29 protein-coding genes are annotated in these 24727 nt (G+C 60.7%); 13 read left to right on the top strand and 16 right to left on the bottom strand.

Annotation, left to right across the window (positions count from 1 at the left end; translation table 11 throughout):
• Window positions 1-25: 25 nt before the first annotated feature.
• Window positions 26-559, top strand: a complete 534-nt coding sequence (locus tag Hhyl6_RS13515) for a hypothetical protein (protein ID WP_483739781.1) — start codon at window positions 26-28, stop codon at window positions 557-559.
• Here Hhyl6_RS13515 and Hhyl6_RS13510 read toward each other — a convergent pair whose 3' ends face one another.
• The 4 genes from Hhyl6_RS13510 to Hhyl6_RS13495 all read right to left on the bottom strand — a co-directional run bounded on the left by Hhyl6_RS13510 (window position 560) and on the right by Hhyl6_RS13495 (window position 3411).
• Window positions 560-1438: a DUF6610 family protein gene (locus Hhyl6_RS13510; RefSeq protein WP_483739780.1), complete on the bottom strand. Its 879-nt coding sequence runs from the start codon at window positions 1436-1438 to the stop codon at window positions 560-562. It abuts the gene before it with no gap.
• A 129-nt stretch (window positions 1439-1567) separates the two neighbouring features.
• A complete protein-coding gene (locus Hhyl6_RS13505) occupies window positions 1568-1750 on the bottom strand; it encodes a hypothetical protein (RefSeq protein ID WP_483739779.1) in 183 nt (60 codons plus the stop codon).
• Between the two features lie 167 nt (window positions 1751-1917).
• On the bottom strand, window positions 1918-2904 hold the full coding sequence (locus Hhyl6_RS13500; protein ID WP_483739778.1) for a tyrosine-type recombinase/integrase: 987 nt from the start codon (window positions 2902-2904) through the stop codon (window positions 1918-1920).
• Window positions 2905-3411 carry a hypothetical protein gene (locus Hhyl6_RS13495; protein WP_483739777.1) on the bottom strand — a complete coding sequence of 169 codons (507 nt, stop codon included), beginning with the start codon at window positions 3409-3411 and terminating at the stop codon, window positions 2905-2907. It lies immediately after the preceding gene.
• Between the two features lie 462 nt (window positions 3412-3873).
• On the opposite strand from Hhyl6_RS13495, the gene Hhyl6_RS13490 reads away from it, so the two are divergent.
• Window positions 3874-4911, top strand: coding sequence for a homing endonuclease associated repeat-containing protein (locus Hhyl6_RS13490; protein WP_483739776.1), 1038 nt, complete (start codon window positions 3874-3876; stop codon window positions 4909-4911).
• A 38-nt stretch (window positions 4912-4949) separates the two neighbouring features.
• Window positions 4950-5081 (top strand): hypothetical protein, encoded by a 132-nt coding sequence (locus tag Hhyl6_RS13485; protein ID WP_483739775.1) that lies wholly within the window; start codon window positions 4950-4952, stop codon window positions 5079-5081.
• 47 nt (window positions 5082-5128) lie between these two features.
• Here Hhyl6_RS13485 and Hhyl6_RS13480 read toward each other — a convergent pair whose 3' ends face one another.
• From Hhyl6_RS13480 to Hhyl6_RS13470, 3 genes are read right to left on the bottom strand one after another with little or no spacing between them, the layout of a single operon-like run.
• The gene (locus tag Hhyl6_RS13480) at window positions 5129-5941 is read right to left on the bottom strand and encodes a hypothetical protein (RefSeq protein WP_483739774.1); all 813 of its coding nucleotides are present in this window, start codon (window positions 5939-5941) and stop codon (window positions 5129-5131) included.
• 17 nt (window positions 5942-5958) lie between these two features.
• The gene (locus Hhyl6_RS13475) at window positions 5959-6912 is read right to left on the bottom strand and encodes a hypothetical protein (protein ID WP_483739773.1); all 954 of its coding nucleotides are present in this window, start codon (window positions 6910-6912) and stop codon (window positions 5959-5961) included.
• On the bottom strand, window positions 6909-7577 hold the full coding sequence (locus Hhyl6_RS13470) for a hypothetical protein (RefSeq protein WP_483739772.1): 669 nt from the start codon (window positions 7575-7577) through the stop codon (window positions 6909-6911). Before Hhyl6_RS13470 ends, Hhyl6_RS13475 begins: the two co-directional genes overlap by 4 nt.
• A 70-nt stretch (window positions 7578-7647) precedes the next feature.
• On the opposite strand from Hhyl6_RS13470, the gene Hhyl6_RS13465 reads away from it, so the two are divergent.
• Window positions 7648-8436, top strand: coding sequence for a hypothetical protein (locus Hhyl6_RS13465; RefSeq protein WP_483739771.1), 789 nt, complete (start codon window positions 7648-7650; stop codon window positions 8434-8436).
• A 170-nt stretch (window positions 8437-8606) separates the two neighbouring features.
• Here Hhyl6_RS13465 and Hhyl6_RS13460 read toward each other — a convergent pair whose 3' ends face one another.
• Together Hhyl6_RS13460 and Hhyl6_RS13455 are read right to left on the bottom strand one after the other, a co-directional pair.
• Window positions 8607-9542 carry a tyrosine-type recombinase/integrase gene (locus Hhyl6_RS13460; RefSeq protein WP_483740733.1) on the bottom strand — a complete coding sequence of 312 codons (936 nt, stop codon included), beginning with the start codon at window positions 9540-9542 and terminating at the stop codon, window positions 8607-8609.
• Window positions 9532-10047 carry a hypothetical protein gene (locus Hhyl6_RS13455; RefSeq protein ID WP_483739770.1) on the bottom strand — a complete coding sequence of 172 codons (516 nt, stop codon included), beginning with the start codon at window positions 10045-10047 and terminating at the stop codon, window positions 9532-9534. Before Hhyl6_RS13455 ends, Hhyl6_RS13460 begins: the two co-directional genes overlap by 11 nt.
• Window positions 10048-10782: 735 nt before the next feature.
• Here Hhyl6_RS13455 and Hhyl6_RS13450 point away from each other — a divergent pair.
• From Hhyl6_RS13450 to Hhyl6_RS13435, 4 genes are all read left to right on the top strand, one after another.
• Complete coding sequence (locus Hhyl6_RS13450; protein ID WP_483739769.1) at window positions 10783-12246, top strand: APC family permease; 1464 nt, start codon at window positions 10783-10785, stop codon at window positions 12244-12246.
• Between the two features lie 101 nt (window positions 12247-12347).
• Window positions 12348-13061 carry a universal stress protein UspA gene (locus tag Hhyl6_RS13445; RefSeq protein WP_483739768.1) on the top strand — a complete coding sequence of 238 codons (714 nt, stop codon included), beginning with the start codon at window positions 12348-12350 and terminating at the stop codon, window positions 13059-13061.
• A 1-nt stretch (window position 13062) separates the two neighbouring features.
• A complete protein-coding gene (locus Hhyl6_RS13440; RefSeq protein WP_483739767.1) occupies window positions 13063-13791 on the top strand; it encodes a universal stress protein in 729 nt (242 codons plus the stop codon).
• 88 nt (window positions 13792-13879) lie between these two features.
• Window positions 13880-14836 carry a nucleoside hydrolase gene (locus Hhyl6_RS13435; RefSeq protein WP_483739766.1) on the top strand — a complete coding sequence of 319 codons (957 nt, stop codon included), beginning with the start codon at window positions 13880-13882 and terminating at the stop codon, window positions 14834-14836.
• Between the two features lie 63 nt (window positions 14837-14899).
• Here Hhyl6_RS13435 and Hhyl6_RS13430 read toward each other — a convergent pair whose 3' ends face one another.
• The gene (locus Hhyl6_RS13430) at window positions 14900-16147 is read right to left on the bottom strand and encodes a sulfatase family protein (protein WP_483739765.1); all 1248 of its coding nucleotides are present in this window, start codon (window positions 16145-16147) and stop codon (window positions 14900-14902) included.
• A gap of 119 nt (window positions 16148-16266) precedes the next feature.
• Here Hhyl6_RS13430 and Hhyl6_RS13425 point away from each other — a divergent pair, with 119 nt between their 5' ends.
• On the top strand, window positions 16267-16503 hold the full coding sequence (locus Hhyl6_RS13425; RefSeq protein WP_483739764.1) for a hypothetical protein: 237 nt from the start codon (window positions 16267-16269) through the stop codon (window positions 16501-16503).
• Between the two features lie 139 nt (window positions 16504-16642).
• Here the strand turns inward: Hhyl6_RS13425 and Hhyl6_RS13420 are convergent, their stop codons facing one another.
• Together Hhyl6_RS13420 and Hhyl6_RS13415 are read right to left on the bottom strand one after the other, a co-directional pair.
• Window positions 16643-16837 (bottom strand): hypothetical protein, encoded by a 195-nt coding sequence (locus tag Hhyl6_RS13420; protein WP_483739763.1) that lies wholly within the window; start codon window positions 16835-16837, stop codon window positions 16643-16645.
• Window positions 16838-17061: 224 nt separating this feature from the next.
• Window positions 17062-18126, bottom strand: a complete 1065-nt coding sequence (locus Hhyl6_RS13415) for a Brp/Blh family beta-carotene 15,15'-dioxygenase (protein WP_483739762.1) — start codon at window positions 18124-18126, stop codon at window positions 17062-17064.
• Between the two features lie 100 nt (window positions 18127-18226).
• Between Hhyl6_RS13415 and Hhyl6_RS13410 the strand changes: the two genes are divergently transcribed.
• Complete coding sequence (locus tag Hhyl6_RS13410; protein ID WP_483739761.1) at window positions 18227-19747, top strand: phytoene desaturase family protein; 1521 nt, start codon at window positions 18227-18229, stop codon at window positions 19745-19747.
• Between the two features lie 45 nt (window positions 19748-19792).
• On the opposite strand, the gene Hhyl6_RS13405 is transcribed toward Hhyl6_RS13410, so the two are convergent.
• Window positions 19793-20521, bottom strand: coding sequence for a GIY-YIG domain-containing protein (locus Hhyl6_RS13405; RefSeq protein WP_483739760.1), 729 nt, complete (start codon window positions 20519-20521; stop codon window positions 19793-19795).
• Between the two features lie 131 nt (window positions 20522-20652).
• Between Hhyl6_RS13405 and Hhyl6_RS13400 the strand changes: the two genes are divergently transcribed.
• Window positions 20653-21921 carry a cytochrome P450 gene (locus Hhyl6_RS13400; protein WP_483739759.1) on the top strand — a complete coding sequence of 423 codons (1269 nt, stop codon included), beginning with the start codon at window positions 20653-20655 and terminating at the stop codon, window positions 21919-21921.
• A 60-nt stretch (window positions 21922-21981) separates the two neighbouring features.
• A complete protein-coding gene (locus tag Hhyl6_RS13395) occupies window positions 21982-22137 on the top strand; it encodes a hypothetical protein (protein WP_483739758.1) in 156 nt (51 codons plus the stop codon).
• On the opposite strand, the gene Hhyl6_RS13390 is transcribed toward Hhyl6_RS13395, so the two are convergent.
• Window positions 22138-22599, bottom strand: coding sequence for a nucleoside deaminase (locus Hhyl6_RS13390; protein WP_483739757.1), 462 nt, complete (start codon window positions 22597-22599; stop codon window positions 22138-22140).
• 90 nt (window positions 22600-22689) lie between these two features.
• Between Hhyl6_RS13390 and Hhyl6_RS13385 the strand changes: the two genes are divergently transcribed.
• A complete protein-coding gene (locus Hhyl6_RS13385) occupies window positions 22690-22935 on the top strand; it encodes a DUF7861 family protein (protein ID WP_483739756.1) in 246 nt (81 codons plus the stop codon).
• A 7-nt stretch (window positions 22936-22942) separates the two neighbouring features.
• On the opposite strand, the gene Hhyl6_RS13380 is transcribed toward Hhyl6_RS13385, so the two are convergent.
• Both Hhyl6_RS13380 and pdhA read right to left on the bottom strand, forming a co-directional pair.
• Window positions 22943-23470 (bottom strand): TrmB family transcriptional regulator, encoded by a 528-nt coding sequence (locus Hhyl6_RS13380; protein ID WP_483739755.1) that lies wholly within the window; start codon window positions 23468-23470, stop codon window positions 22943-22945.
• Between the two features lie 97 nt (window positions 23471-23567).
• Complete coding sequence (gene pdhA, locus Hhyl6_RS13375; protein ID WP_483739754.1) at window positions 23568-24677, bottom strand: pyruvate dehydrogenase (acetyl-transferring) E1 component subunit alpha; 1110 nt, start codon at window positions 24675-24677, stop codon at window positions 23568-23570.
• Between the last annotated feature and the right edge of the window lie 50 nt (window positions 24678-24727).

Raw genomic sequence — 24727 nt, 5'->3', positions numbered from 1 at the left:
CCTAAAGAAGGGTTTTGCATAATCTATGGCAGATGAGCAGTTTCCCAAACGCCTTTTTAGGCAGTTCCTCATAGGATTAGAAACGATGGAGCCTGAGCGCTGGGATAAAGATGATTTCGAGGCTGTTTCCGCCCTGTTCCAGGGATTGGCGCATGAGGCCCGGTTAGCTCTTCTTCTCGGGATCTACCAGGATAATTCTCTGAATGATATCGCAGAGTTCATCGGTATTACTCGGGGTGCGATGCAGGATCATATTGAGAAATTGGTTGCCACAGATCTCTTGTACAGGCCTGAGGATTCTGGGAAGACATATGATTTGACCCCGTTCGGAGAGTTCTTCGTGCAGTTCTTGTTGGAGAATGAGGAGACGCTGGTTGATGCGATAGACCAGTTGGAGATGGAGAAAGAAAAGGTGGAAACGGCGGTCGACGAGGTCCGAGGCCAAGTGAATAAGGCAGATGTCGACTTTTCGGATAAGGACTGGAACCGAAAGGTGCATTCGAAGAAATGGCAGCAGGCCTGGGATGACGTAGAGGAAATTCTCGAAGATGAACGGTAGTTAGATCTTGGTCAGGTCTTCCCGGTACTCGATGAACTCTTTCTGTGTCTGGCTTCGGAACGCCAGTTTGCCCTTGTCTTCGTATTCCGAGACGTAGGCCTTCTCCAGCTCTTCGAGCGTGCTGATTGGGTCGCCGCCGTCATCTATCCAGATTGAGTCATCCGGTTCCTTGGTTGGCTCGCCGTATATCTCAATGGGCTCTGTCTGAGGCCAGTGACCTTTGTCCTGCCAGAACTGTTTGATCTGTTTTAGCGACTTTCTCACTGTTTCTCGGATGCTGAGGTGGTCAGCGTTTTGCCAGCCGTCCTGGCTCCAGTACTCTCCGAGGTACGCTACTTTGTGAACTCCGTTCCAGTCGACGCCAACGATGTCAGCTGGTTCATCTCCGGTCAAATTCGGGCCGGTCAACCTTCTCATAGCATTGTATTGTTTGTCAGGAGCAGAGCCAAGCAGGTGGATCCGTCTTCCTCGCCAGTCATTTAGATCGCTGTAATCCTCGGGTTCGAGATTAGAGAAGCCGATCGGATAGCCCAGCGTTACGTCGTCAGAAAGTACGTCGAACGCTTCACCGCTCTTGGGCACGACGATATACTCCTTGTATGGGTTCTCTTCGGAGAGCTCGGAGACAACTTCGTTGAACAGCTGGGCTTCTACCTCGTCATAGGCATCACCGATGACTGCGACGGAGGGATCTACTTCTTTGAACTTCTCCAGGTACCGTTCTACGTCAGGATCTTCGAAGTCGTTGTCGAGGAAGCCTCCAGGGACATCGGCATTGCTGTAGCCTTCTTGCTGAAAACTGTAGTCCTCGCGGAGGCCTGGTAGAAATCCTTCCCTGTAAGCGTCGATCACGAACGGGAACCGGCCAGTGAAGACCACATACTCGAGTTGTCGTGCTTCTTGGACCTGCTGGTGATCGACCTGTTGAACTCTGTACCACCCTGCACGGAGACTACACTACTGACCGAGGTTTTTCAATCTATCCTGGAGGGGTGAGGAACCGGTGTGTCAGATGCAGTCTTCGTGTTTTTCTCCGATCTTTTCGACTGCTTGGAGAAGATGGTCGTCCAGGTCGTCTAATGCTTTGTTGACGATGGTTTCGAGTTCGTCAGATTCAGCTTTCTTTGTTGCTCGTTTCAAGTGTTCTACTGCCGCTGCCATTTCCTCTAAGGCCTCCCCGTCTTTAGACATACACAATAATATGGAATAGGCCTAAAATAGAGGTTACTGCTGTAGGCTGATTTCTAAGGTGCCTGTCTCTCGCAACTCTTGGACTTCCTCTTTGGATAGGAAAATGGTAGCTCCGATTAGTTCGTCCTCTCTATCGGTGATAGAGTTGATTTCGTGTTCTCCGATCGTTAGATTCCACCTCCGCCGTACAGATTCAGGGTTTTGATGTGCTCTAAGTATTCGTCCCGGACTTGGTCACGAGGTATCTTTGTGTACAGATCCATCGTTTCTTGGTCGCCGTCTCCACGCAGGTAGCGGGTGAAGTGGTCTGGCATCCCGTTGTTCCTCATTAGGGATGTGAATATCGTCCTGTAGTAGTGCGGGGTGAATTTGTGGTGCCACCTGTCTTCGTTGACGTTATCCATTATTCCGGCTTCGACAGCTGCTCTTCGGACTTCACGGCGGATTCTTTCACGTTTCACTCTGCTTCCGTGGATGGCAGTGAACAGGTATTGTGAGTCGTTGCTGCTGACTGCTTGAAGTCGGCGTACAGCTTGAATCGCTTCATCGTCAAGCGGGTTCACAGTTTCTCGTCCGCCTTTCCGGTCGGTGAACCGGATGAAGCCATCGTCGAGCATCAGGTGCTCTTCCTTGACGGTCAGTACTTCGCGTACACGGGCACCTGTCTTCGCCATCAGGATAGCTGCTGTCTTGTCCCGTGGATCCGGGATGTTTTTGATTATCTGTTTCCCGTTCTCCCAGGTAGCGGTTTCTGGACGTGGCCGCTTCTTTTTCGGCAGTTCCTCCAGAACTACTCCCGCCGGGTTCCCTGTGATATTCTCGAAGCGTGGCCGCTTCATCGCCCAGCTATAGAACGCTGACAAGGACTCGACGTACCGTCGTTTCGTGTTCTGAGCTACATCCCGGTCGTTCAGGTCCAAGACGTATTCCTCAACGTCGCCTACGGTGACTTCGGATGGATGTACCTCTGGCAGGAACTCGTGGAAGAAACGTACTGCAGTCCTGCTGTAAGAGTTCAGTGTGCGGCGAGACGTCGATTTGTTCGTCGAGTCTTTGGACCGCAGCCAGTTATTGATACAGTCGTGTTTGTTCTCGAATACCCGGTTTTCCCACTCTTCGTCATCCAACAAGATGTCGTACTTTTTCTCCGCCATTCAGTCGTCACCACCGTTGTCCGATAGTTTCCAGCCCCAGCCACGCTCGTACTCTACCTCGTCACGGGCAGCGAGGAAGTACAACTGGTTCTCAACAGGTTGCCGTAAGGCCTCATCCATCACTCCGGATTCCACGATACTGCGGAGGATCTCATCCAGTTCTTGGTAGTTGCCGGTCAGGAACTCTCTGAGAGTATCTGGGTCGAAGCTGATCGCTGTAGAGCTCTCCGACTGTTTTTCTTCTATTCGGTGTTCCAGTTGCTCGACTTGTTCCTGCAGTTCCTGGATTCGTGCTTGATCGCCTTCGGCACGCAGTAGTCCGTGTTCTCTGTAGGCCCGTGCTTCTTGGATTAGTTTGTAGAGGTAGCGGGATCGGCTGAGTCCTGCGTTGTCAGCTTCTTCGTCCCACTCTTCTAGATCTTCTTCCTTGCAGATGACCTGCGCGACATCGGTGTCTTCTGCGAAGCCGCCGGTCTTTTTCCACTGCTTTTTGTTTTCTTCTGACATCTGTTTGTAGACCTCTGATATGCAAGGAGAAGAGCGGGATCGCTCCCTCGACCTCGGACATGACACAAGTTATGTGTCAACTTTTTTATTCCCTATGTAGGGACGGTTGTTTATGAGTGCCGAGGTCTGCATCTCCTATGTAAGGGGATGCATCCTTTATTGAACCAATGGACAGCACAGAGGCCAGCATAGCAGATATTATTGAGATTCTAAACAGAAAGAAATAGGAAAATTTGAATTACTGTGGGTAATGTTTATAAGCATATTCCCACAATCACTTGTTAAGAAGATGAAATCACTAGATACATTTGAGAGGAGTGGCGGCCACACCGCCGAAACCGATTCAATCAAAAGAAGGTGTATCTCTTGAAAGATCCTAGAGTTGGGGATAATGAAGTCCGTTGTGTAGTATGTGGAGATGTCTTTGAGCAGATAACGCATACTCACTTGAATGTTCACGACATGGATTTTGACGACTACTTTAATTATATGCGGAAGAACGACTTCAAACCAATTACAAAGTCAAACAGAATAATTGAGGAAGTTGCTGATTCAGCCCGTATATCAAAGAACAAAGTTCTGAACGATTTAAGTAGAGTCAGCAATGAAGTTGAAGGCTATCTTTCCGTAGCCGATTATAACAGAAAAGGAAAATATAATTATATGTTAGCGATAAATAAGTTTGGCTCTTGGGCTGAAGCCTGCGAAGAAGCAGGAATACAAGGCTCTAGGAATATCAAAGAACAAGAAATTATACAAGATATTAGAAGAGTTGCGAAAAATTGTGAAGATGGATTCACTTCAGCTGCATATAAAAATCAAGGAAAATATAGTAGAACTTTAATAGAAAATAAATTTGATGGAGGATGGGCAGAAGCTGTTGAACGTTCCAATATCAAGAAAAAGAAAGGCACAGTAGCTAATCCAATAAGTAAAAAAGATATCTCTGAAGATTTGAAAAGAGCTTCAAAAAGATGCAGTGGTATGCTGACAAAAAGTGATTACAACAGATTAGGTAGTTATTCTGCCAGATCTGTTCAAAATATCATGGGTGGGTTCAGTAAAGCAAAGGAAGAAGTAGGTTTAGAAACTAGAGGTATAGACCGAGAGGAACTTTTACAGGACATCAGAAGAGTTCGCAGTGAACATGGAAAAATAACCAAGAAATTGTATAGAAAGCACGGTGAATACGATTGTAGCACGATCTTACGTAAGTTTAAAGATTGGTCTGAGGCCTTGATCAGAGCAGGTATTTTACCCAATAGAATAGACAATTATTCTAAGAGGGATATAATAATAACTGTTAGATATGCTGAAGCAATTAATGAAGATGAGAGTTTTTCTATAAAAAATTATAAAGAGCTGTCTCCAATTTCTTTTGGAAACTCCACGATAACAAAGGAGTTTGGAACATGGAGTGATTTAAAACAAATAGCTATTCAGAAAAATCAGACTTTAGAAGATACTGAACAGAAAAACTTGGAAGGTGATAATCGGTAGTGGCAGAAAAACAAGATCGAACGCAAGGGTGATAATCAATGGCTTTAATTCCTGAAGAGATTCTTGAAGATTTCAAACCTGCCGACAGCAGAGGCCGGGTGACTCTGGGTTCAGAATACGCTGGAAAGAAGGTAAAGCTGGCTATTCTGGAGGTTGAAGACAGAGAGTAGCCCTCCCATCGTCCAACTTTTCCTTACCTCTGATAGCTGATTAACTTCTATTGGTTCTCGGTTATTATATTCTCGCCGTCATCTGCTTTCGTGACCTCGATGGCCACTTCGTCATCAGCTAATAGACTGAGTTGATTGATCGCACCAACGCACTTCACCATATCACCTTCTATGTCGTTGAAGGAGTCCAGCGTCTGCCTCTCTTGGACGTTGTGGATCAGCTGATTGCGAAGATTTCTGCGAATGTGGACTAAGTCATGATGAACTGTCTCACCGATTTCGTCAGTGTAGTACAGGTATTTCTCACGCTGAGGTTGAGAAAGGAGTTCATCAGCTATCTTTTCAGCGTCGTCATTATCCTGAATAGTGCTCTTGATTTCGGGTGCAAACTTCGACGAAGTTCGCTCATTCACGAAATCAAGAGGATCAGATCCCTGTATCCGATCCTCTGTTAGCCTCGTGGACAACTGCACGATAACCTCTTGAGCTAGGCTGTAGAACAACACCAAGTCCTCAGCTAGATCCTTCTTTTTCGCTTTCTTAACAGTCATCGCCTCCATCCGCTTCGGATGGGCTTCCGGAGGCATATCCTCTGCATCAATCTGTTCAAAATACTGCTCGTAGGTGGATTCAATCCGCTTCGACTCTCTGTGAATCTCCAAGAACTTCTTTGACAGAGTCAAGTAGGAGATCGAGTGTGCCCCTTCCTCATCCTCAGAAGCAGGAGAATTGACCAAGAGATGCTCAAACAGCTCCAAGGCCCGGACATCATCCATCGACTGAAGATTCTCAGCAAGATTGTCCATCACTTCGTCAGCAGGGACAGGCTCACCCCAGCCAGGCGGCGGATCATCAGACATAATAAATAAAACAGTGATTACCCGATAGACGGGATAGTTGGTTCCACACTGTTGTAGACATCGTCCCGACTGGTAACCTCCCTATCCTGGAACTTCACGACACCAGCATCGTGCAGTGATTCCAGCTTCCGCCCAAGCTTCCACGTATCAGTAGTGTCGTCTTGGTACTCGGCCTGCAGATTCTCAGCTATGTCCTCAACACTCAGATGAAGCTCTGGATCACTCCGACGCAGAGCACTGAGGTAGTAGGCGTTGGCGAACTTAGGGAAGTGGTTCAGCATCGCCAGACCCAGCTTCTGACGGAGCAGGTAGTAACCCTCATCGATGATGTCTCCGATGATATCCTCCTCCTGAAGGCCCTGCATATCTGCGGACTCCATCTTCGGACCTTGGTACATCATCCCGTCTTCAATCCGGACGTAACCAAGTTCCTCGAAGACATCCAGGTAGTCTCTCGTGTTGGACGTGGTCTGAGCGTTTTCCAGCCTTCTAACGGAGTCCGGTGCTTCGTGGCGAATGAAGTCCACAATCTCGATGACCGAGTTCAACTGGTTCCGGACAGGAGTCAGCTTGTAGACCTTGCTGTAGATGGCACGGGCCATCGACCAGTCCAGTTGCGTCAGGATATCCTTGTGGCGTTCTTTGAAAGCATCGTAGAGATCGCTCCTCTCGGGGAGTTTCATACGGTAGTAGCCGTCGTCCATCGGAGAGGCGTACAGGGTTTTCACGTCTCCGATGTTCACCATCTTCAGGACGTTGTCCTGTTTCCGGCAGTCTGAAACGTCGCGTGGGTACGCGATTCCGACTTTCACGTAGTAGCCGTCCTCAGACTCTTCCACGTCTTGGACGAACAGCCTTCTACTGTAGTGGTAACGAAGGTGGCCTTCGATTCTATTCTTCACGCTCTCTTCTCCCGTACCTGCTGGGAACGTCAGAGCTTCATCACTGATCCTGGTTTGTTGGATGCTCATTGGTCTGTCTCCATGAACTCAGCCATCTTCTTTTGCTCCTGTCCGTCGATCCAGAGGGTCCAGCGGGCGCGTTCGGCACGACTCCAGAGACGGAGAAACGTGGTCTCGCTGAGGGTCATTTCCACTGGATCTTCGTTCTCGTTGTCGTAGTAATCGGCTAACGGATCCCAGTAAATGACGATGTCGTCTTCGACCTGGATTGGGATCAGGATCGGTGTCTCGCTTGCCCCGTACTGCCCAGCCTGCACATCATACGCATCGATTTTCTCAAAGTACTCGGGGTCGAGTTCGACCAGAGGCAGGGAGGCAGTATCTGTATTCAAAATCTCATCGAGGTCACCCAGATCCATCTGGGTCGCTGTATAGGCATCGAACGACGTTTCGTCCAGTTTCCCATTCAGCCTGGCCTCCAGCTGAGAGAAGTTCCCGCCAAACCGTGAGCGGTGCCCGCACAGAGTTTTCAGTTCTTTGCGAGCAGCCTCCTCTGGGTCTTCGTCTTCATCAGCATCTTCCCCAGGGTTGATTGGGAAGTCTGGATGGAACTCACGATAATCCGCAAGCATATTCTTCACAGCCAGAAGCAGACAGTCGAGTTCGGACTCAAGACGGGTGAACCTCGAAAAGACCGTCTGTTTGTGCTGTGGGTTTTGACCGTCTTTACTCACGGTAAGTCCTCTAGTCGAAGGTGCAGGTCGAATACGTTATAATTTATGGACGTTCCGTTCAACAGAGCCGGTGGGAACCGGTGAATTAGCTGGAATGAACAATATCTTCCCCGATGAAGAGTGGGAGCCTGCTCAACCCGCCTCAGATACTGAGTTGTGGCGTTACATCGATTTCACGCAGTTCGTCTCTATCCTGGAGAATAACGCTCTCTGGTTTTCCCGTGCTGCGGGTTTCTTCGACTCCTACGAAGGTGCCCTGCCACCTGCCAAGCTGCGAGAGATTGCCGATGGAGTATCTGACCGTGTCTCTAACCCGGAGAACTTTGTCCGGGCGTTCTACGATGCACTGCGGTATTCGACATATATCAGCTGTTGGCACGAGGCCTCCGAAGAGACTGCTGCGATGTGGCAGGTGTACCAGCAGAAAGGGAAAGAGGTAGCTATCAAAACAACTGCCTCCGAGTTCCTATCTGCACTGAACAGTGATCAGCAGATCGTGAGCGGGCAAGTGGAGTATATTGACTACTCTAACAACCCAGATATCACCGTAAACCGTATCTCTCCATTCTTTTTCAAGCGCGAAAGCTTTGAACCTGAATCCGAGTTTCGAGCGGTCATCTCTAATTTCGAACCACCGGACGGAACCCCTGTTAATGAGAACTTCGTGGATAAGGTGGCACGAGAATCCTCGCCTGGACAATCAGTTACAGTAGAGCCTTCGACATTGATCCAGGAAGTTTATATCTCGCCTGTAGCTGGCGGATGGCTGGAGACCTTAGTCGATGATGTTCTTGATACGTATGGCTTAGAGGATGTCCCTGTTCACCCCTCCAGTTTGAATGAGGATCCGTTCGAGTGACGGCCTAAGAATACAGGTATCACCGGCTAATCTCGATTTCTATGGTGCCTTCTTCACGAGCTTCTCTGACTTCTTCAGCCGTCAAAAATACAGATGCACCTATGAGATCACCTTCTCGGTTCTTCCATTCATTCAAATCATGCATTGAGTGAGCTGTTCACCTCCGTCTGCTATAATCCAAGGATTTTGATACAGTTGAGATACTCTTCGCGGGCGTCTTCACGATCAACTCTGGTGTAGATGTCCATCGTCTCACTGGCAGCGTCACCTCGAATGTACCGAAGAATGTGCTGCTTCATCCCCTGATTCCGCATTAGCGTCGTAAACACTGTCCGATAGGTGTGTGGTGTGAACTTCTTGTGGAACCGGTCCTCACCACGCTCCATCACACCCGCTTCCACAGCCGCATCCTTCACAGCCCGCTGAACTTGCGTCTTCGAGACGCGATTCCCGCGAATGCTGAGGAACAGATAGTCCGAATCACCGTTCGAGGGCCGAGTGAATTTGAACCGTTCGATGGCCTGAATCGTCTCCTCGTCCACGGGCACGACCGTTTGCTTCCCACCTTTCCGCTCTCGCAAGCGAACGAATCCCTCGTCTAACATCAGGTCGTCCATCTTCACCTCCAGAGCCTCACTCACACGACAGCCAGTCTTGGCGAGCAGGACGGCGACTGTCTTGTTCCGAGGGTCGGTCATCTCGCGGATGATCTTCGCACCGTTCTCCCAGGTCGCACAGTCCGGTCTTTCGCGGATCTTCTTCGGAATGTCTTCCAAGACGACGGCAGCCGGATTCCCCGTGATGTCCTCGAACCGGGGGCGTTTCATCGTCCAGTCGTAGAACGCACTCAGGGATTCGAGGTACCGCCGCTTCGTGTTCTGCGACAGTCCACGCTGGTCCAGCGAGACTACATAGTCCTCAACGTGTCGCACCGTCACTTCTGACGGGGTGAGGTCCGGGAACTGCTCGTGAAAGAACTTCTTCAGCGTCCGACTGTAGGAATTGAGCGTCCGGTGGCTACAGCCGGTACTCTGCTTCTTCCGGATAAACTCGTTGACCACATCGTGCTCGTTCTCGTAGACCGTCTCGTACCAGTCATCGGCCATCGCCATCACCTCCGCCAGAAAGTCGCCAGCCGTGTCCACGCTCGTACTCCACGCGGTCCTGCGAAGCCAAGTAATAGAGTTCGTCCTCGACAGGCTTCCGAATCAGGTTGTCCAGCGCACCGCTCTCCACGATGTCCTGTAGGATCTCTGGCAACGTCTGATACTCCGAGGAGAGGAACTGTTCGAGGAAGTCGATGTCGTCGACCTTCGTCGTTCCGTTCTCTTTCTTTCGCTCTCGCTCCAGTTGCGTCTCCAATTCCTCGATCCGTGATTTGAGTTCGGCTATCTGCTCCTCGCTCTGATGGTGTGCGAGGTACCCTTGCTGTCGGTAGGCGCGAGCCTCTTGCACCAACTCGTAGAGGTACTTGCTCGTGCTGCGGTAGCCCTTCTCCTCGGCTTCTTGGTCCCACTGATTTTTGTCGGGTTCTTTGCAGACGATCTGGGCGACCGTTGAGTCGGCGGCGAGGCCTGCGGTTTGCTTCCATTGGTCTTTGTCGTCGGACATACTGACACCTCTTGGGGTACAGGAGAAGGCGGGAAAACCCGCTCCGCCTCCACACACTCTGGAATTTACTATCAACTTTTTAATATCTTATCTATGCTGATATTTACCAGAGTGCCGAGGCCACCCACGAGCGCGAACCGGCGAGTACCGGTACGAGGCGACATCCACAGGTACGGACAGACAGCCGGCGGCAGGAGCGCCCGCTACGCGGCCCGAGACGGGGCAGTCGGCGGAAAGCGGCCCGAGGGTGCCGACGGGTCAGCGCCGTCGGAGCAGACGCCGTCCTTTGCGAACGATGCGTCGTCGTACGTGGCGCGGAAGCCGTCGCCACGCTCGCAGCGCCTTACGAAGTTTTCCCATCGTGGCACCTCCGTGTAGCTCGTGCCCGCTCTCGCTCGGCGCGGGCTTTCGTGGCTATCCGGCGGCCGGGCTTAAGGCTACGGCCTGCGAGCACGGCTTGCGAACTCTGTACGACGCGAGCCACGACTGTGCAACTCTCTACCCCCACGACCGCCACAGCCGATAGATGGCAGTCGGCGTTTCGAGGGTCTATGCTCCGCTCGTGACGCCGAGCGGAGCGGCCCGGTACGTCCCACAGAGCTCCTGACGCAGAGGTCTCGCAGTCACGGACGAGCGAACGGACGGCTCGCGGGTCCGAGCCGCCGGCGTATTTAACTGTCCTGCAAGTGCAAGTCTTGGCGATTAGCACTGTGAGACGGTAGCATAGCCCGAATAATGGCTGGTGAGACGGAGACACAACTAGAGCGGACGCTCGGGCTGACGGAGGCGGTGATGATCGGCGTCGGGACGATGGTCGGTGCCGGAATCTTCGTCCTCCCCGGGGCCGCGGCGGAGATGTCTGGGCCGGCCGCCGCAGTAGCGTTCGTTCTCAGCGGATTCATCGCGGTCCTCACGGCGCTGTCCGCCAGCGAACTCGCCACCGCGATGCCGGCGTCGGGCGGCCCGTACCACTTCATCAACCGCGGACTCGGGCCGCTGTTCGGGTCGGTCGCCGGCCTCGGCAACTGGCTCGGACTGGCGTTCGCGACGGCGTTCTACGCCGTCGGGTTCGGTAACTACGTCGCGCCCCTCGTCGGCAGTCTCGACCTGAGCCTCGGCGTCGTGGCCGCGGTCCCCCTGAGCGGCCCGCAACTCGCCGCAATCTGCATCGCGCTCGTGTTCGTCGCCATCAACTATCTCAGCACGAACGGCACGGGCGACTTGCAGAACGTCATCGTCGTCGTCCTCCTCGCGATTCTGGGGGTGTTCATGGCGTTCGGGGCGACGCAGGTGAACGTCGGCACGCTCCAGCCGTTCTTCTCGAAGGGCGTCTCGACGATGTTGCCCGCGACCGCGCTAGTGTTCGTCTCCTACCTCGGGTTCGCACAGGTCGCGACGGTCGCCGGCGAAATCAAAAATCCCGGGACGAACCTGCCGCGGGCGATGGTCGGCGGCGTGACGCTCGTGACGGTCATCTACGCAGTGTCGATGCTCATCCTGCTCGGCGTGGTCCCCGTCGAGCGGGTCGCAGGGAAAGAGACGGCGATAACCATCGGGGCTCAGGAGATATTCGGCGCGTTCGGCGTCGGCGTAGTCGGCGTCGGGTTGTTGACGTTCGGTGGGCTGTTGGCGACAGCGTCGTCTGCGAACGCGTCGTTGCTCTCGTCCTCGAGAATCAACTACGCGATGGGACGGGACGGGCTGGTCGACGCCCGCCTCTCGGAGGTCCACGACCGGTTCAACACGCCGTACCGCTCCATCGTCCTCACGGGTACGCTCATCCTGCTACTCATCGTCGTCGGGAACGTCGAGATGCTCGCGAAGGCCGGGAGCGTCCTCCATCTGCTCGTCTACGGCCTGTTGAACGTCTCGCTACTCGTCTTCCGGCAGACGACCACCATGGCGTACGACCCGAGTTTCGAGGTCCCCCTGTATCCCGTCGTCCCCGCGCTCGGCGCGGTGCTTTCGTTCGCCCTCATCGGGTTCATGGACCTTCGGCAGATTCTGCTCGCTGGCTCGCTCGTCGTCGGCGGCGGGGTCTGGTACTTGGCGTTCGTCCGCCGGCACGTCGACGACACCAGCGCACTGCACAGGTGGCGGACGCCACCCGCCGTCGACGTGGAAGTCGACGTCGACTTCGACATCGAGACCGGCGACGGACCGACGGCAGCGGCCGACGGAGGGCAGTCGGATGACTGACTGGACCGACACCCGCCCGCCCGCAGGGCGGGTCGGCCCGGAAGGCCGGCCGTCCCGGTCGGCGCGTGGAGTCGAGCGGACCCCCGAGGAGGTGGAGGCGGGTGAGTGAGCACCCGCACGTCCTCGTCCCCGTGGACACGTCCGACCCGGCGGAACTCCCGGTCGAACTCGTCGAGACGCTCTGTCCGATGGGGGTCGTCGTACTCGGATACTACCCGGTTCCGGACCAGACCGCGCCAGAGCAGTTACGCGACGAGTACGAAGACGAGGCGAAGGCGGCGATGCGGCCGGTCGTCCGTTCGTTCGCGGAAGCGGGCGCGGACGTCGAGTCGGTCCTCGTGTTCACCCGGGACCGCGTGGAGACGACCGACCGCATCGCCAACGAGTACGGGTGCGACGCGGTCCTGATTCCCGGCACCGTGGAGGAACTGACGGACGTCCTCGTCTCGCTGGAGAGCCAAGAGAACATGTTCCGGGTGCTCGAAGTGGTCGAACTTCTCGTGGCGGCCGGCGAGACGGAGGTGACGCTGTTCCACGCGGGGAGCGTCGAGAAGGGGACTCGTCGGTCGGAGCTGTACCTGCGCGGTGCGACAGACTGGCTGACCGAGCAGGGGCTCGAACGCGGCCGCATCACGTGGAAGGAGACGACCGAGGGCGCACAGGAGAGCGACCTGCTGGACCTGTCCGAGACCCACGACTTCGTGGTCATGGGCGAGCACGAACCGGGCATCCGCGAGCGAGTGCTCGGCGACGCGCCGAACCAGATTCACGAACGGACCGGCCGACCGGTACTCGTCGTTCGGAGGGAGCGGTGAGATGACCGACACGGACCCGACGGTGCTGGTTCCGGTCGACGTCTCGACCGCCGAGCGACCCGACCCGGAGCTCTTGGCGCTGTTCCATCCGGTCGAGGTCGTCCTCCTCGGATGGTATCCGGTGCCGGACCAGACCGCACCGGAACAGCTTCAGGCAGAGAAGGAGGAGGGGGCCGTCGAGCGAATCGAACAGCTCGCCTCGGAGTTCCCCGACGATGCCGCGAACGTCGAGACGCTCGTCGTGTTCACACACGACCGGGGGGAGACCGTCCAACGGGTAGCCGAAGAGAAGGCGTGTGACCTCGTGGTCGTCCCGGACGACGTGGCGGACCTGAGGCGTGTGTTCGTCCCGATAAGGGGCGACGTGAATCTGGAGCGGATTCTCGGCCTCGTCGGAGCAGCGCTCGAAGCGACCGACGTGACGGTGACGCTCTTCCACGCGGCACCGCCCGAGGCGGACGACGACGGGGGGTCGACCGAAGGCGACCTCCTCCTCGCGGGCGCGGCCGACGAACTCGCGGCGGCCGGCATCGACCGGGACCGAATCGAACAGGTGAACGTGACGAGCGAGTCGCCGGTCGACGCGATTCTGGCGGAGACGACAGAGCACGACGTCGTCGTCATCGGCGAGTCCGAACCGTCACTCGTCGACCAGATTCTCGGGGACGTCCCGACCCAGATTATCGACCGCTGCGACCAGCCCGTGTTGGTCGTCCGGGACGTGGACTGACTGACGACCCAGTCCGGTTTCGCGGCCCTCCGAGAACGGCCATCGATAGCGCCACGGGAACTAAGACGGTATCGTGCGAAGGAGTAGCGTGGCACAGAGACTTCTCATCGACACGGACACCGCGGGCGACGACACGCAGGCCGTCCTCATGGCCGCGCTCGCCGACTCCGTCGACGTCGAGGCGCTCACGATAGTCGCAGGGAACGTCGAGTTCGACTACGAAGTGGAGAACGCGAAGTACACGCTGGACCTCGCGGGCGTCGCGGACTCGGTCCCCGTCTACGAGGGGACGCGTCGACCGCTACTCAAGGACTTCGAACACGTCGACCACGTCCACGGCGAGGGAGGGTTGGGCGGGGACCTCTACCCCGACACGGGTATCCCGTCGGCCGACGGTCACGCCGTCGACGCCATCGTCGACACCGCTCGGGAAGCGCCGGGCGAGGTGAGCCTCGCCTGCATCGGCCCGCTGACGAACGTCGCGCTGGCGGTCCGGCGCGAACCCGACCTGAACGAGTTGCTCGACGAGGTGTGGGTGATGGGCGGCGCCGTGAACACGCTCGGGAACGACACCCCCTCGGCGGAGTTCAACTTCTGGGTGGACCCCGACGCCGCGAAGATAGTGATGACCGAACTCGACGTGACTCTCGTGGACTGGGGCGTGACGGTCCGGGACGGGACCCTCGACGGCGAGCGACTCGACGCGCTGGCCGCCGTGGAGACGCCGTACGCCGAGTTCTTCGCGACCATCACCGACCACGCCCGCGAGTTCTCGAAGGAGCGGCACGGCGTCGACAGCACCACCCTCCCCGACGCCCTCGCCATGGCGTGCCTGTTGCACCCGGACCTCGTGACGGAGTCGGGGACGTACTTCGTCGACGTGGACGAGCGAGAGGGGATGACCCGGGGGTACAGCCTCGTCGACGAACTCGGCATCACCGACGGCGACCCGCGGACGCGCGTCGTCGAGGCCATCGACCAAGCGACGTTCGAGCAGATGCTCGACGACATGCTGACACACGGGGACCCCGAGCGGTCCCTCTGAACCGGCGGACGTACGGGACGCTGTCGGACGCCCCGAGCGACGTGAGCGTCGACGCTCCCGACGCTACACCTGCCCGCTCTCTGCGAGGTCCTGGGCGGCTTCGACGACCCGCTCTTTCTCGGCCTGCGACCCCTGCCAGAAGTCGACGAGGTCCTGTCCGACCGCCCGCAGGTCCTCGTCGTCGAGTTCGGCGTCCTCGCCCTCGGTGAGGTCGTACAGTTCCCGGTCGTCGGGCGACCAGATGTACTTCCACTCCCGCCCGCGGACCGAGACGTTGGGCATGCGGGTCGAGGAGAAGACGTACGGTTCTGTGAGTCGCTCCCCGACCGTCTCGTCGCCGCTGGCGAGGCCGTGCAACAACTCGGGCAGTCGGCGGAGCGAGAAAGGACGCTCGACCCGGCCGGACGGCCCGTTACACACCACGAGGGGCACGTTCACTAGCTGGTCGTACAGTTGCCGGCCGTGGCCGTACATCCCGTGTTCGCCGAAGGCCTCGCCGTGGTCGCCGTGGACGACGAACGTGGTGTCCTCGCCGATTTCCTCTGTGAGAAACGAGAGGAACTCGTCGGTGTACTGCAGCGAGTTCTCGTAGGCCGTGGTCAACACGTCGCGGAGGACGGACTCGAGCGGGAGGTCACGGCTCAGGAACAGTCCCATGTTCGCGGGGTAAGTCTTGAGACGGGACTGGGTCCGGTACTCCTCGGGCGGGAGGTACGGGAGGTGGGGGTCGACGAGAAACACCCAGAGGAAGTAGGGGTCGTCCGCTTGGGCCGTCCACTCGCTGATTTCGTCGGCGAGGGCCTCCCACGACATGAACATGTCCTGTCCCTGCCACCAGTTGGCGGCGTTCATCGCCAGCGTGCCGATGGTGCTCTCCTGTTCGCCGCCCTCCAGCAAGTCGCTGGACGCGTCGTCCTCCATGAAGTCCTCGAAGTGGTCGAACCCCTCGTCGAATCCGAAGTACCGCGAGGTCCACGGGTTGGCCGTGAACGCGGCGGTGTCGTACCCGCGCTCGGAGAACTCCTCGGCGACGCTCCGCCGGGCGGCCATGTGTTCGCGGACGTGGGCCTTCATGTCCTCGCGCGTCGCGCGGCGGGCGTCGGGCCGTTCGACAGGGTCCATCCCCGTGAGGAACGACGTCGCCGAGGCGAACGTCGCCGCGCCGGGCGCGACGGCGTTCTCGAACACCAGTCCGTCCTCGGCGTGGGCCGCGAGTGTCGGCATCGTGTCAGAATCGCCGGCCGCGACGCCGCAGTAGTCGGTTCGGAAACTGTCGATAGTGACGAGGACCACGCTTTCGTCGTCGGGCATGTACCCGTGAGTGACTCCGACAGCGGGCGTTATTATTCAGACGGTAAACGCGGAATTTCCACGGACGACGGCGTGAACAATGAAACCGGTTTTTACGCTAGCACCGGGTCCACTCACCCATGTCACAGAGCGATGTCGCCGCGGAGAGCGTCACCAGCGTCGAACTGCCCGCCGGCCTCGTCGAAGACGTCGAGGGGCGAGTGGCGTACACGGAGTTCGAGGACGCGAGCGAGTACGTCGCCTTCGTCGTGGAGGAAGTGCTCGCCGCAGTCGACGACGGCGAGGGCGCGAACTACGACGCCGTCGACCAAGAGGAAGTCGAGAGTCGCCTCGAATCGCTCGGTTACATGGAGTGAGCGGCGTCGGGGACGCCCTCTCTGGCCACCGGCCGCGCGTCGGTTCGTCACCCTCCCGCCGGCCGTTTAATGTGCCGATAAGCCGGGTGTAGGTCGGATTCACCGACCCGCCGACCGGGCGGTACGAGGGCGTCGTCGCTTACCGAAGCCGTCGAACCAGCCGAAGCAGCACCGACGCGGCCGTACCGATGCCGGGGACGCGACGCGAGAGCGCGGCGGCACCGAGCAGTACGAGGCCGCTCTTCGTCCGCCCGCGGACGAACGCGAACGCGGCGTCGACGAGCGTCGAGAGCATACTGAGCCTGTTCAGCGGGGAGTTGTGGACAGTAGTCATCGTCTCGGTCGTACGTACCGCGTCCGGTCGGATATAGCCCCACCCGGACTATGCAAGCACCGCGAAACCGACCGTGATGAGACACCGGCGTCGCTCCCCGGTCTGTTCGACTCGGTCGAGAAAGGGCGGGTGGTCAGCCTCCGCGACCGGACTGTACGGTTCGATGCCGCGCTGTTCGAGCGCCGTGCCCGGTTCGCCGCCGACGCCGGGTCGGGGACGCGAAATCAGGGCACGTACCAGATGCCCCGGTCCTCGTCCAGTACGGACCCGACGACGACGTGCGGGAACGCCACGATACTGATGAAGACGCTCCAGAACGCGACCGCGCCGGGGAGCAGGTGCGTCCCGGCCAGCGGGTTCGGCACGGCGAGGTAGACGGCCGCCAGCACGCCGAAGGTGGCGAGCGCACCGGCGACGAGCACGCCCCACGCTCGGAGGGCGACGGTGCCGGCGTCGGCGCCATCGAGCAGGTCGCTCCCCTCCTCTCCGACTGCCTCTGCCTCGACGGTCCGGGTCCGGGCCACCTGCCGCGCTGAGTACCAGAACGGGAAGTACAGGCCCACGGCCACCACGACGGGGACGGCGGCGAAGTACGCCGCCAGCAGGACCGACTCGCCGGCGTCTACCAGCCACGAACGTCCGCCCCCGCGGACGTATCCGAGCGCGACGTGGGCGAGGAGCGCCCCGCCGTAGCCGACGCCCACGAGTGCCCGCGTGGTCCCGAACAGTCCCGCGTACGGTTCGAGAGCGCCGGGTTCCACGAGACCGACCATGAGTGCCGAGAACGTGTGGAACGTGGTGGGCCAGAAGACGATGGGGACGAGCATCACCGCGCCGCCCCGGACCGCCGCCGCGAGGTACCGCTGGGCGCGGGTCCGGAGGTGGTCGGTGCCGCTCGTGGCGTCCAGCACCTTCAGCCCGCCCAGACCGCCCTTCGCCATGGCGACCAGCAGTGCGAGCGCGAGGCCGGCGACGGGAGCGACCAGGAGCAGGCCCACGAACGCGGCGATGGCCACGAGGTAGGCCGCGACGTAGCGCAGGCGGAACACCGACCGGCGGCGACGCAGGTTCTCGAAGTGCTCGTAGCCGCCGTGCGGGAGGTTCAGCGCGACCATCCCGACGAGGTAGACGACCATCTGCGCGCGCAACGGCATCGTGATACCGACGCCGCGAGCGACGAGGAACCCGACGGCGACGACGAGAAGGGCGGCCCTCGAGAGGGCCAGCGACGGGTGTGCGTCCGAGCGCCGATGCCAGCGGTCGACGAATCCCGGTGTGAGCGCACTCATCGCCGGGTGTTAGGGACGAGTTGCCAATAAACGAACTCCCGAATCCAGCGACCCGAGAACGCGGCACGGTCGGATAAGTGTCCACCCCAAGTGTCACCGTATGCACGAGGACGGCCCAACGGGCGGGAGGGTGACGGTCGTCGGCGGCGGGTTCGGCGGCCTCTCGGCGGCCGCGTACCTCGCCGACGCCGGCGCCGAAGTGACGGTGCTGGAACAGCACGACCGGGTCGGCGGCCACGCAGGGGTGCTCGAGCGCGACGGGTTCCGGTTCGACACCGGCCCGTCGTGGTACCTGATGCCGGACGTCTTCGAACGGTTCTTCGGCCACTTCGACAGGGCACCGACCGACTACTACGACCTCGAACGGCTCGACCCACAGTATCGGGTGTTCTGGAAGGACGGCGACAGCGTTACCGTCGAACCCAACCGTCGGAACGTCCGGGACGTGTTCGAATCCTACGAAGACGGTGCCGGCGCGGCGCTGGACCGCTATCTGGCGGCGGCCGAGCAGAACTACGACCTCGCCATGGACCGAGTCGTCTACGAGGGTCGGGAGGGGCTGACCGACTACGTCGACACCGACCTCCTGCCGCTTGCCCCCCGATTTCGCCTGTTCGGGAACATGGACGACTACGTCTCCCGCTACGTCCAGCACCCGAAGCTCCGGCAGTTGCTGGAGTACACCCTCGTCTTCCTCGGGGGGTCGCCCCACAACACGCCAGCGCTGTACAGCATCATGAGCCACGTGGACCTGAACCTGAACGTCTTCTACCCGGAGGGTGGCATCGCCGGCGTCGTGGACGCGCTGGCGGAGCTAGCGACCGAGCTGGGGGTCGACGTCCGGACGGGCGTCGAGGTACAGGGTATCGAGGGGACGGCCGGCACGTTCACCCTCCGGACCGACGCGGGTCAGCACGAGACGGACCTCGTCGTCAGCAACGCCAACCCCGCGTACACGGAGCGGGAACTGCTGGCCGCCGACGCCCGGGACCACGACCCCGGATACTGGGACGACCGGACCTACGCCCCCTCCGCGTTCATGCTGTACCTGGGCGTCGAGGGCGACGTCGACCCCCTGGAGCACCACACGCTGGTCCTCCCGACCGACTGGGACGCCCACTTCGAGTCCATCTTCGAGACCCCGCAGTGGCCGACGGACCCGGCGTACTACCTCTCCGTGGCCTCGAAGACGGACGACCACGTCGCCCCCGACGGTCACCACGCCGTGGTCGCGCTCGTGCCCGTCGCGCCGGGCCTCGACGACGGCCCCGAGGTCCGGGCCCGCTACCGCGAGCAGGTGCTTTCGGACCTCGCCGACCACACGGGCGCGGACCTCCGGGACAGAATCGTCGTCGAGGAGAGCGCCTGCGTCAGCGAGTTCGCCGACTACTACGGCGACCCCCAGGGGACCGCACTGGGACTCGCACACACGCTGTTCCAGACCGGGCCGTTGCGGCCGGGCCACCGCGCCGGATTGGACGGGCTCTACTACACCGGCGCGTACACCACGCCCGGCATCGGGATGCCGATGTGTCTTATCAGCGGCGAACACACCGCCGACGCCGTCCTCGAAGACTACCCCGGCGTCGCCGGACGAACGGTGGCGGCCGACGAGCGGTGAGTGTGTCACCACCGGCCTGTGTCGTGGGGGCCGCTCGCAGCGGTCTCACAGCGGCCCGGTCGCCTCGACGGCCCGTTCGAACCGGTCGAGGAACGCGGGGTCGTAGGCCTCCCCGACGTGGTTCACGTTCCACAGTCCCGACGCTCGAATCTCGGGACTCTGACTGTGGTGTCCCAGCCAGTCGTCCGCTCGCGGGTCGATAACCGAGTTCTCGACGTTGCTGAGGAGCGCGATGGCGTTCTGTTCGAGGTACGCTCGGTCGCTGGTGGGACTCGGTTCGTCGTCGACGGCCACCCAGAGGAACGGCTGGTCGCGGATGTAGCCGCTCACCCGGCGTTCCAGCGGGTACTCTTCGTCTCGGACCGTGGCCCGGTCCCGGTCGACGGCGGCCCAGCGGTCGTCCCAACTGGGGTAGTCCTCGTGTAACGCGTGGCGTTCGACGAGCGCCTCGCCGACTCGCTTCCGGTAGACCGACCCGCGGTGGTTGCCGCCGTGCGGGTGGGCCGAACTGCCGTCGCCGGTGCCGTAGTGTTGCTTGAGACGGTCCCAGAGGGTCGTGCTACTGCCCTGCGAGACGGCGTGGGTCCCGACGCGAGTGACCCGGTGTCGGTCGGTGTCGGCGTGCGTCTCGCCGGGTTCGAGGAAGAAGTAGACCCCGCGGTCCGGCCAGTCCATGTAGCCCGTGCAGTCCTTCAGTTTCCGGGGACCACCCACCGTCGCTTCGAGCGACCCGAGCAGACGATAGAACCGGTCGACGTCGTCGGCGCGTGCCATCGTGTCCGCGAGCTCGGCCAGCCGGGTCAAGTCTCTTTCCCCACCGGATTACCCCCACGTCGTTGCCACCTGCGGACCGGGTTACCGACCGCGACGGGACGTTGATACCTGTTGGCCGAGAACGATGTCCCATGGGTGCAACACCCGACGGAGAGCCCCCGCGGACGCTCGAACGCGTCCCGGCGGCGCTCTCGACCCCGGAGGCGTGGCTCGACCCGTTCGACTGGTACGCAGAGATGCGCGACGACGACCCCGTGCGCTACGACGAGACGCGGGAGTGCTGGGACGTGTTCCGGTACGACGACGTGGACGCGGTGCTGGACGACCCCGAGACGTTCTCCTCGGACCCGCGACTGGCGAGCGCCATCGAGTTGCCGCCGGAGGAGGAGCAGAGCCCAATCGTGGAGACGATGCTGCTGACCGACGGCGAGCGTCACGACAGACTGCGCGGCGTCGTCGAGGACTCCTTTCGGCCGCGGGCGCTGGCCGGGCGCGCCCCTCGCTTCGAGCGCATCGCCGCGGACCTGCTGGACGACTCCGTCGGCGGCGGCGAGATGGACGTCGTCGACGACTTCGCCTACCCGTTCCCGGTCATCGTCATCGCGGAACTGCTCGGCGTGCCCAGCGAGGACCGCCCGCAGTTCCGCCGGTGGTCGGAGACGCTGGTCGAGACGCCGACGGACGCCAGCGAGGACGCCCTCCGAGCGTTTCAGGAGCGACAACGGCAGGTGACCGAGGAGTTGACCGACTACTTCGAGGCGAAACTCGACGCCCGGCGCGAGGACCCGAAGGACGACCTCGTCTCCGAAATCGTCCACGCGGAGGCGGACGGCGAGACGCTGACCCACGAGGAGGCGCTGGGATTCTGCATGCTGTTGCTCGTCGCGGGCAACGTCACGACGACCAACCTCGTCGGGAACGCGATGCGGTGTCTGACCGCCCATCCGCAGGCGATGAAGCGGTTGCAGAACGAGGACGCCCTCTACGAGAGCGCCGTCGAGGAGGTGTTGCGCTACCGGTCGCCGGTGCAGGCGCTCGCCCGGGTCGCCACCCGCGACGTGGAACTCGCCGGCCGGGAGATAGCCGAGGGCGACGCCGTCGTGACGTGGCTGGGGTCGGCGAACCGCGACCCGGCGGCGTTCGACGACCCGGAGGCGTTCGTGGTCGACCGCGCGCCGAACTCCCACATGGGGTTCGGACGCGGCACCCACTACTGTCTCGGGGCACCCTTGGCCCGGATGGAGGCCCGCATCGGCCTGCGGGCGCTGTTCGACCGCGTGACCGACGTTCGGCGAGCGACGGACGACCTCACGCCCGTCCGGAGCGCGTTCATCTACGGCGTAGAGTCGTTTCCCATCGAGTTCACGCGGCGGGCGGACGCGGCGTCGGGGTCGGACTGAGGCGGAGACCGGCCGCTGTCTGGCCAACCGCTTTCAGGGAGGCCGTCGTAGTGTCACCGCATGTCTCTGAGCCAGTACTACGACGAGATAGAACCAGTGACGATGCTGGTCGTCGGGTTCGTCCTGTTCGTCTTCCCGGAACCGGCCACCTCGGCGCTCGGCGCGGGCCTCATGTTGCTCGGGAGCGCGTGGTGGTTCTACGAGTGGCAACGGTGACTACCAGTCGAACGCCTCGTGTATCGCCCGCCCCTCCTCGTTGCGGACCGGACCGACGACGTCGGTGACGCCGGCCAGAACGGCCGCCGACTGGACGGGGGCACTCTGGTCGGTGAACTCCCCTATCTCCCGGCCGCCGACGCTGTAGACGACGCGCCCGAGGCCGGCGTGCCGGATGCCGCCGGCGCACATCGGGCACGGTTCCGTGCTCGTGTACATCACCGTCTCGGCCCGTTCCTCCGGCGATAGCTCCCGCCGGGCGCGCACCGCCAAGTCCAGTTCGGGGTGCCGCCGCACGTCGTCCTCGGTGACGACGCGGTTCGACGCCTCCATCACTATCTGGTCGTCCCTGACGAGAACGGAGCCGAACGGTCGGTCTCCACGGTCTGCGGCCTCGCGGGCGAGTGCGAACGCTCGGTCCATGTGCGACTCGTGGTCGAACTCGTCGAACGCGGTTCCCATACCGCCGCCGAGGGGCCGCGGCCGGGTAAATCGACCGCCCGGAGGGCGACTGAGCGGTGCGCTCAACACCCTGCCGGACGTAGGAGGGCCGTGAACCACGACCGAATCCACGCCCGCGAACCGAGCCACCACGTCGACCGGTGGTCGGTCGGCACAATCCGGCACATCGGCGAGCGCGACGGGCACTGCGTCGTCAAGGTCGAGGCGGCGGACGGCGAGACGGTCGAGTTGGTCGTCACGTTCGCCGTCCGGGACCTGTTTCTCGGACGGTTGGACGTCGAGGAGGGGGCGTCGCCCGTCGGCGAACGCGTCTGGTACCGGAAACGCGGCGGCTGACCCGCGCTCACTCGGGCGGTTCGACCGGGGCCTCTATCTGGGCGACGTCGAGGATGAGCGTGTTGCTCGTGTCGTCGATGGCGACGATGGTGCCGGCGACGACGAGACTCGACTTCGGTGTCGGGCCGGCCGCGACTGCCTGTCCGACCTCGAACTGGTCGACGGACTGCTGGAGGTGCAGTCGCGCGCGGCACTCCTCGGGGTGGTTCACCGTCGTGAACGTTATCTGGTCGACGGTGACGTCGATGCGCTCGAAGTCGCGGGCGACGGTGACCGACTCCGCGTCGTCGAGCGGTTCGCGGCCGAGGGTCTCGTAGGCGAGGTCTGTCGGCACGTACCCGCCTTCCGGGCCGGAGTGGCCCTCGACGAGGCCGAGTTGGGCGAGGCTCTGCATCTGGTTCTGGACCGTCCCCAGACTCCGGTCGACGTCGTCTGCGATGGTCTGCCCTTTGACCGGCCCGTCGGCCGAGCGGTGGCGATTGACCAGCGTCGTCAGCGTCTGCTCCTGACTGCTGGTCAGGTCGATCTGGACCATACCGAGGCTACCAGAAGCACGCCCATATGTGTGTGGATACGCGCACGTATCCCAGTCCGGTCCCGCTACCGCCGCCCGAAACCGACCGACGACTAGGTCACTCGTTCAGCAGGGCGTCATCCCCGTGGCGTTCGCGCAGGTCGGCCAGATACTCGCGCTGGGCGTCGAGTTCGTCCGTGGACTCGGCGTAGACGTCCGCGAACATGTCTGCCGGGTCGGCGGCGACGCCCTCGGCCTCGTCGACGACGTCGGCCAAGCGGTCGTCTATCGCGTCGTTCATCTCGTCGAGTCGCTCCTGGTCCAGCAGGCCCCGGTCCCAGAGGAACGCGCCGAAGCGGGCCAGCGGGTCCCGGTCGCGCCACTCCTCGACTTCCGCCTCGTCTCGGTACACCTCCGGGTCGTCGGCGGTCGTGTGGGCGCCAAAGCGGTACTGGACCGCCTCTATCAGCGTCGGCCGCAGTTCGTCCTCGGCCGGGTCCAGCGCCCGTTCGCGGGCCGCCTTCGTGACGACGTAGGTGGCCAGCGGGTCCATCCCGTCGACCTGCACGCCGTCGAACCCGTAGGCGTTGGCCTTCTGTGCGATGGTGTCGCTCGCCGTCTGCCGCTCTCGCGGGACCGAGATGGCCCACTGGTTGTTGTTGCAGACGAAGACCGTCGGCGTGTCGAACACGCCGGCGAAGTTCATGCCCTCGTGGAAGTCCCCCTCCGAGGTGGCGCCGTCGCCGAAGTGGACGACACCGACCTGTTCGTCGCCGTCGCGTTTGGCCGCCCACGACCACCCGACTGCGTGGGGGATGTGAGCCGCGATAGAGATGTTCAGCGGGAAGACGTTCACGTCCGCGAGGGCGGCGTTGCCCCGTTCGTGGCCCATCCAGTACAGCAGGTACTCCCACGGGAGGCCGCGGGCGACCAGCGCCCCGTGTTCGCGGTACTGGTAGAACAGCGTGTCCGAATCGGCCAGCGCGTACGTGGACCCGACCTGTGCCCCCTCTTGGCCGGCCAGCGAGGAGTACGTCCCCAGTCGGCCCTGCCGCTGGAGGCTTATCATGCGCTCGTCGAACCGTCGAGCGAAGCGCATGTCGCGGTACATCGACACCAGTCGCTCGTCGGAGAGGTCCGGGACGAGGTCCGGCGCGACCACCTCGCCGTCGGCGTCGAGTACCTGCACGCGGTCGTCGGGCGCTCGGTCGAGCACGTCGGCTGACATCCTGTGCTGACAATCGGGGCAGACCGGCAAAAAGGTGCGTCAGACTGCGG

It is taken from the genome of Haloarcula sp. H-hyl6 (genome assembly GCF_056934455.1).
This window is presented reverse-complemented; position numbering and strand designations above follow the sequence as displayed.

What these genes read in the sequence shown, in the direction of transcription:
- Hhyl6_RS13430 (WP_483739765.1), bottom strand. Translation starts at nt 16,147, where the DNA reads ATGCCCGACGACGAAAGCGTGGTCCTCGTCACTATCGACAGTTTCCGA.
- Hhyl6_RS13485 (WP_483739775.1), top strand. Translation starts at nt 4,950, where the DNA reads ATGGCTTTAATTCCTGAAGAGATTCTTGAAGATTTCAAACCTGCCGAC.
- Hhyl6_RS13455 (WP_483739770.1), bottom strand. Translation starts at nt 10,047, where the DNA reads ATGTCCGACGACAAAGACCAATGGAAGCAAACCGCAGGCCTCGCCGCC.
- Hhyl6_RS13460 (WP_483740733.1), bottom strand. Translation starts at nt 9,542, where the DNA reads ATGGCCGATGACTGGTACGAGACGGTCTACGAGAACGAGCACGATGTG.
- Hhyl6_RS13420 (WP_483739763.1), bottom strand. Translation starts at nt 16,837, where the DNA reads ATGACTACTGTCCACAACTCCCCGCTGAACAGGCTCAGTATGCTCTCG.
- Hhyl6_RS13515 (WP_483739781.1), top strand. Translation starts at nt 26, where the DNA reads ATGGCAGATGAGCAGTTTCCCAAACGCCTTTTTAGGCAGTTCCTCATA.
- Hhyl6_RS13480 (WP_483739774.1), bottom strand. Translation starts at nt 5,941, where the DNA reads ATGTCTGATGATCCGCCGCCTGGCTGGGGTGAGCCTGTCCCTGCTGAC.
- pdhA (WP_483739754.1), bottom strand. Translation starts at nt 24,677, where the DNA reads ATGTCAGCCGACGTGCTCGACCGAGCGCCCGACGACCGCGTGCAGGTA.
- Hhyl6_RS13500 (WP_483739778.1), bottom strand. Translation starts at nt 2,904, where the DNA reads ATGGCGGAGAAAAAGTACGACATCTTGTTGGATGACGAAGAGTGGGAA.
- Hhyl6_RS13400 (WP_483739759.1), top strand. Translation starts at nt 20,653, where the DNA reads ATGGGTGCAACACCCGACGGAGAGCCCCCGCGGACGCTCGAACGCGTC.
- Hhyl6_RS13410 (WP_483739761.1), top strand. Translation starts at nt 18,227, where the DNA reads ATGCACGAGGACGGCCCAACGGGCGGGAGGGTGACGGTCGTCGGCGGC.
- Hhyl6_RS13505 (WP_483739779.1), bottom strand. Translation starts at nt 1,750, where the DNA reads ATGTCTAAAGACGGGGAGGCCTTAGAGGAAATGGCAGCGGCAGTAGAA.
- Hhyl6_RS13390 (WP_483739757.1), bottom strand. Translation starts at nt 22,599, where the DNA reads ATGGGAACCGCGTTCGACGAGTTCGACCACGAGTCGCACATGGACCGA.
- Hhyl6_RS13450 (WP_483739769.1), top strand. Translation starts at nt 10,783, where the DNA reads ATGGCTGGTGAGACGGAGACACAACTAGAGCGGACGCTCGGGCTGACG.
- Hhyl6_RS13440 (WP_483739767.1), top strand. Translation starts at nt 13,063, where the DNA reads ATGACCGACACGGACCCGACGGTGCTGGTTCCGGTCGACGTCTCGACC.
- Hhyl6_RS13405 (WP_483739760.1), bottom strand. Translation starts at nt 20,521, where the DNA reads ATGGCACGCGCCGACGACGTCGACCGGTTCTATCGTCTGCTCGGGTCG.
- Hhyl6_RS13415 (WP_483739762.1), bottom strand. Translation starts at nt 18,126, where the DNA reads ATGAGTGCGCTCACACCGGGATTCGTCGACCGCTGGCATCGGCGCTCG.
- Hhyl6_RS13490 (WP_483739776.1), top strand. Translation starts at nt 3,874, where the DNA reads ATGGATTTTGACGACTACTTTAATTATATGCGGAAGAACGACTTCAAA.
- Hhyl6_RS13495 (WP_483739777.1), bottom strand. Translation starts at nt 3,411, where the DNA reads ATGTCAGAAGAAAACAAAAAGCAGTGGAAAAAGACCGGCGGCTTCGCA.
- Hhyl6_RS13395 (WP_483739758.1), top strand. Translation starts at nt 21,982, where the DNA reads ATGTCTCTGAGCCAGTACTACGACGAGATAGAACCAGTGACGATGCTG.
- Hhyl6_RS13380 (WP_483739755.1), bottom strand. Translation starts at nt 23,470, where the DNA reads ATGGTCCAGATCGACCTGACCAGCAGTCAGGAGCAGACGCTGACGACG.
- Hhyl6_RS13425 (WP_483739764.1), top strand. Translation starts at nt 16,267, where the DNA reads ATGTCACAGAGCGATGTCGCCGCGGAGAGCGTCACCAGCGTCGAACTG.
- Hhyl6_RS13475 (WP_483739773.1), bottom strand. Translation starts at nt 6,912, where the DNA reads ATGAGCATCCAACAAACCAGGATCAGTGATGAAGCTCTGACGTTCCCA.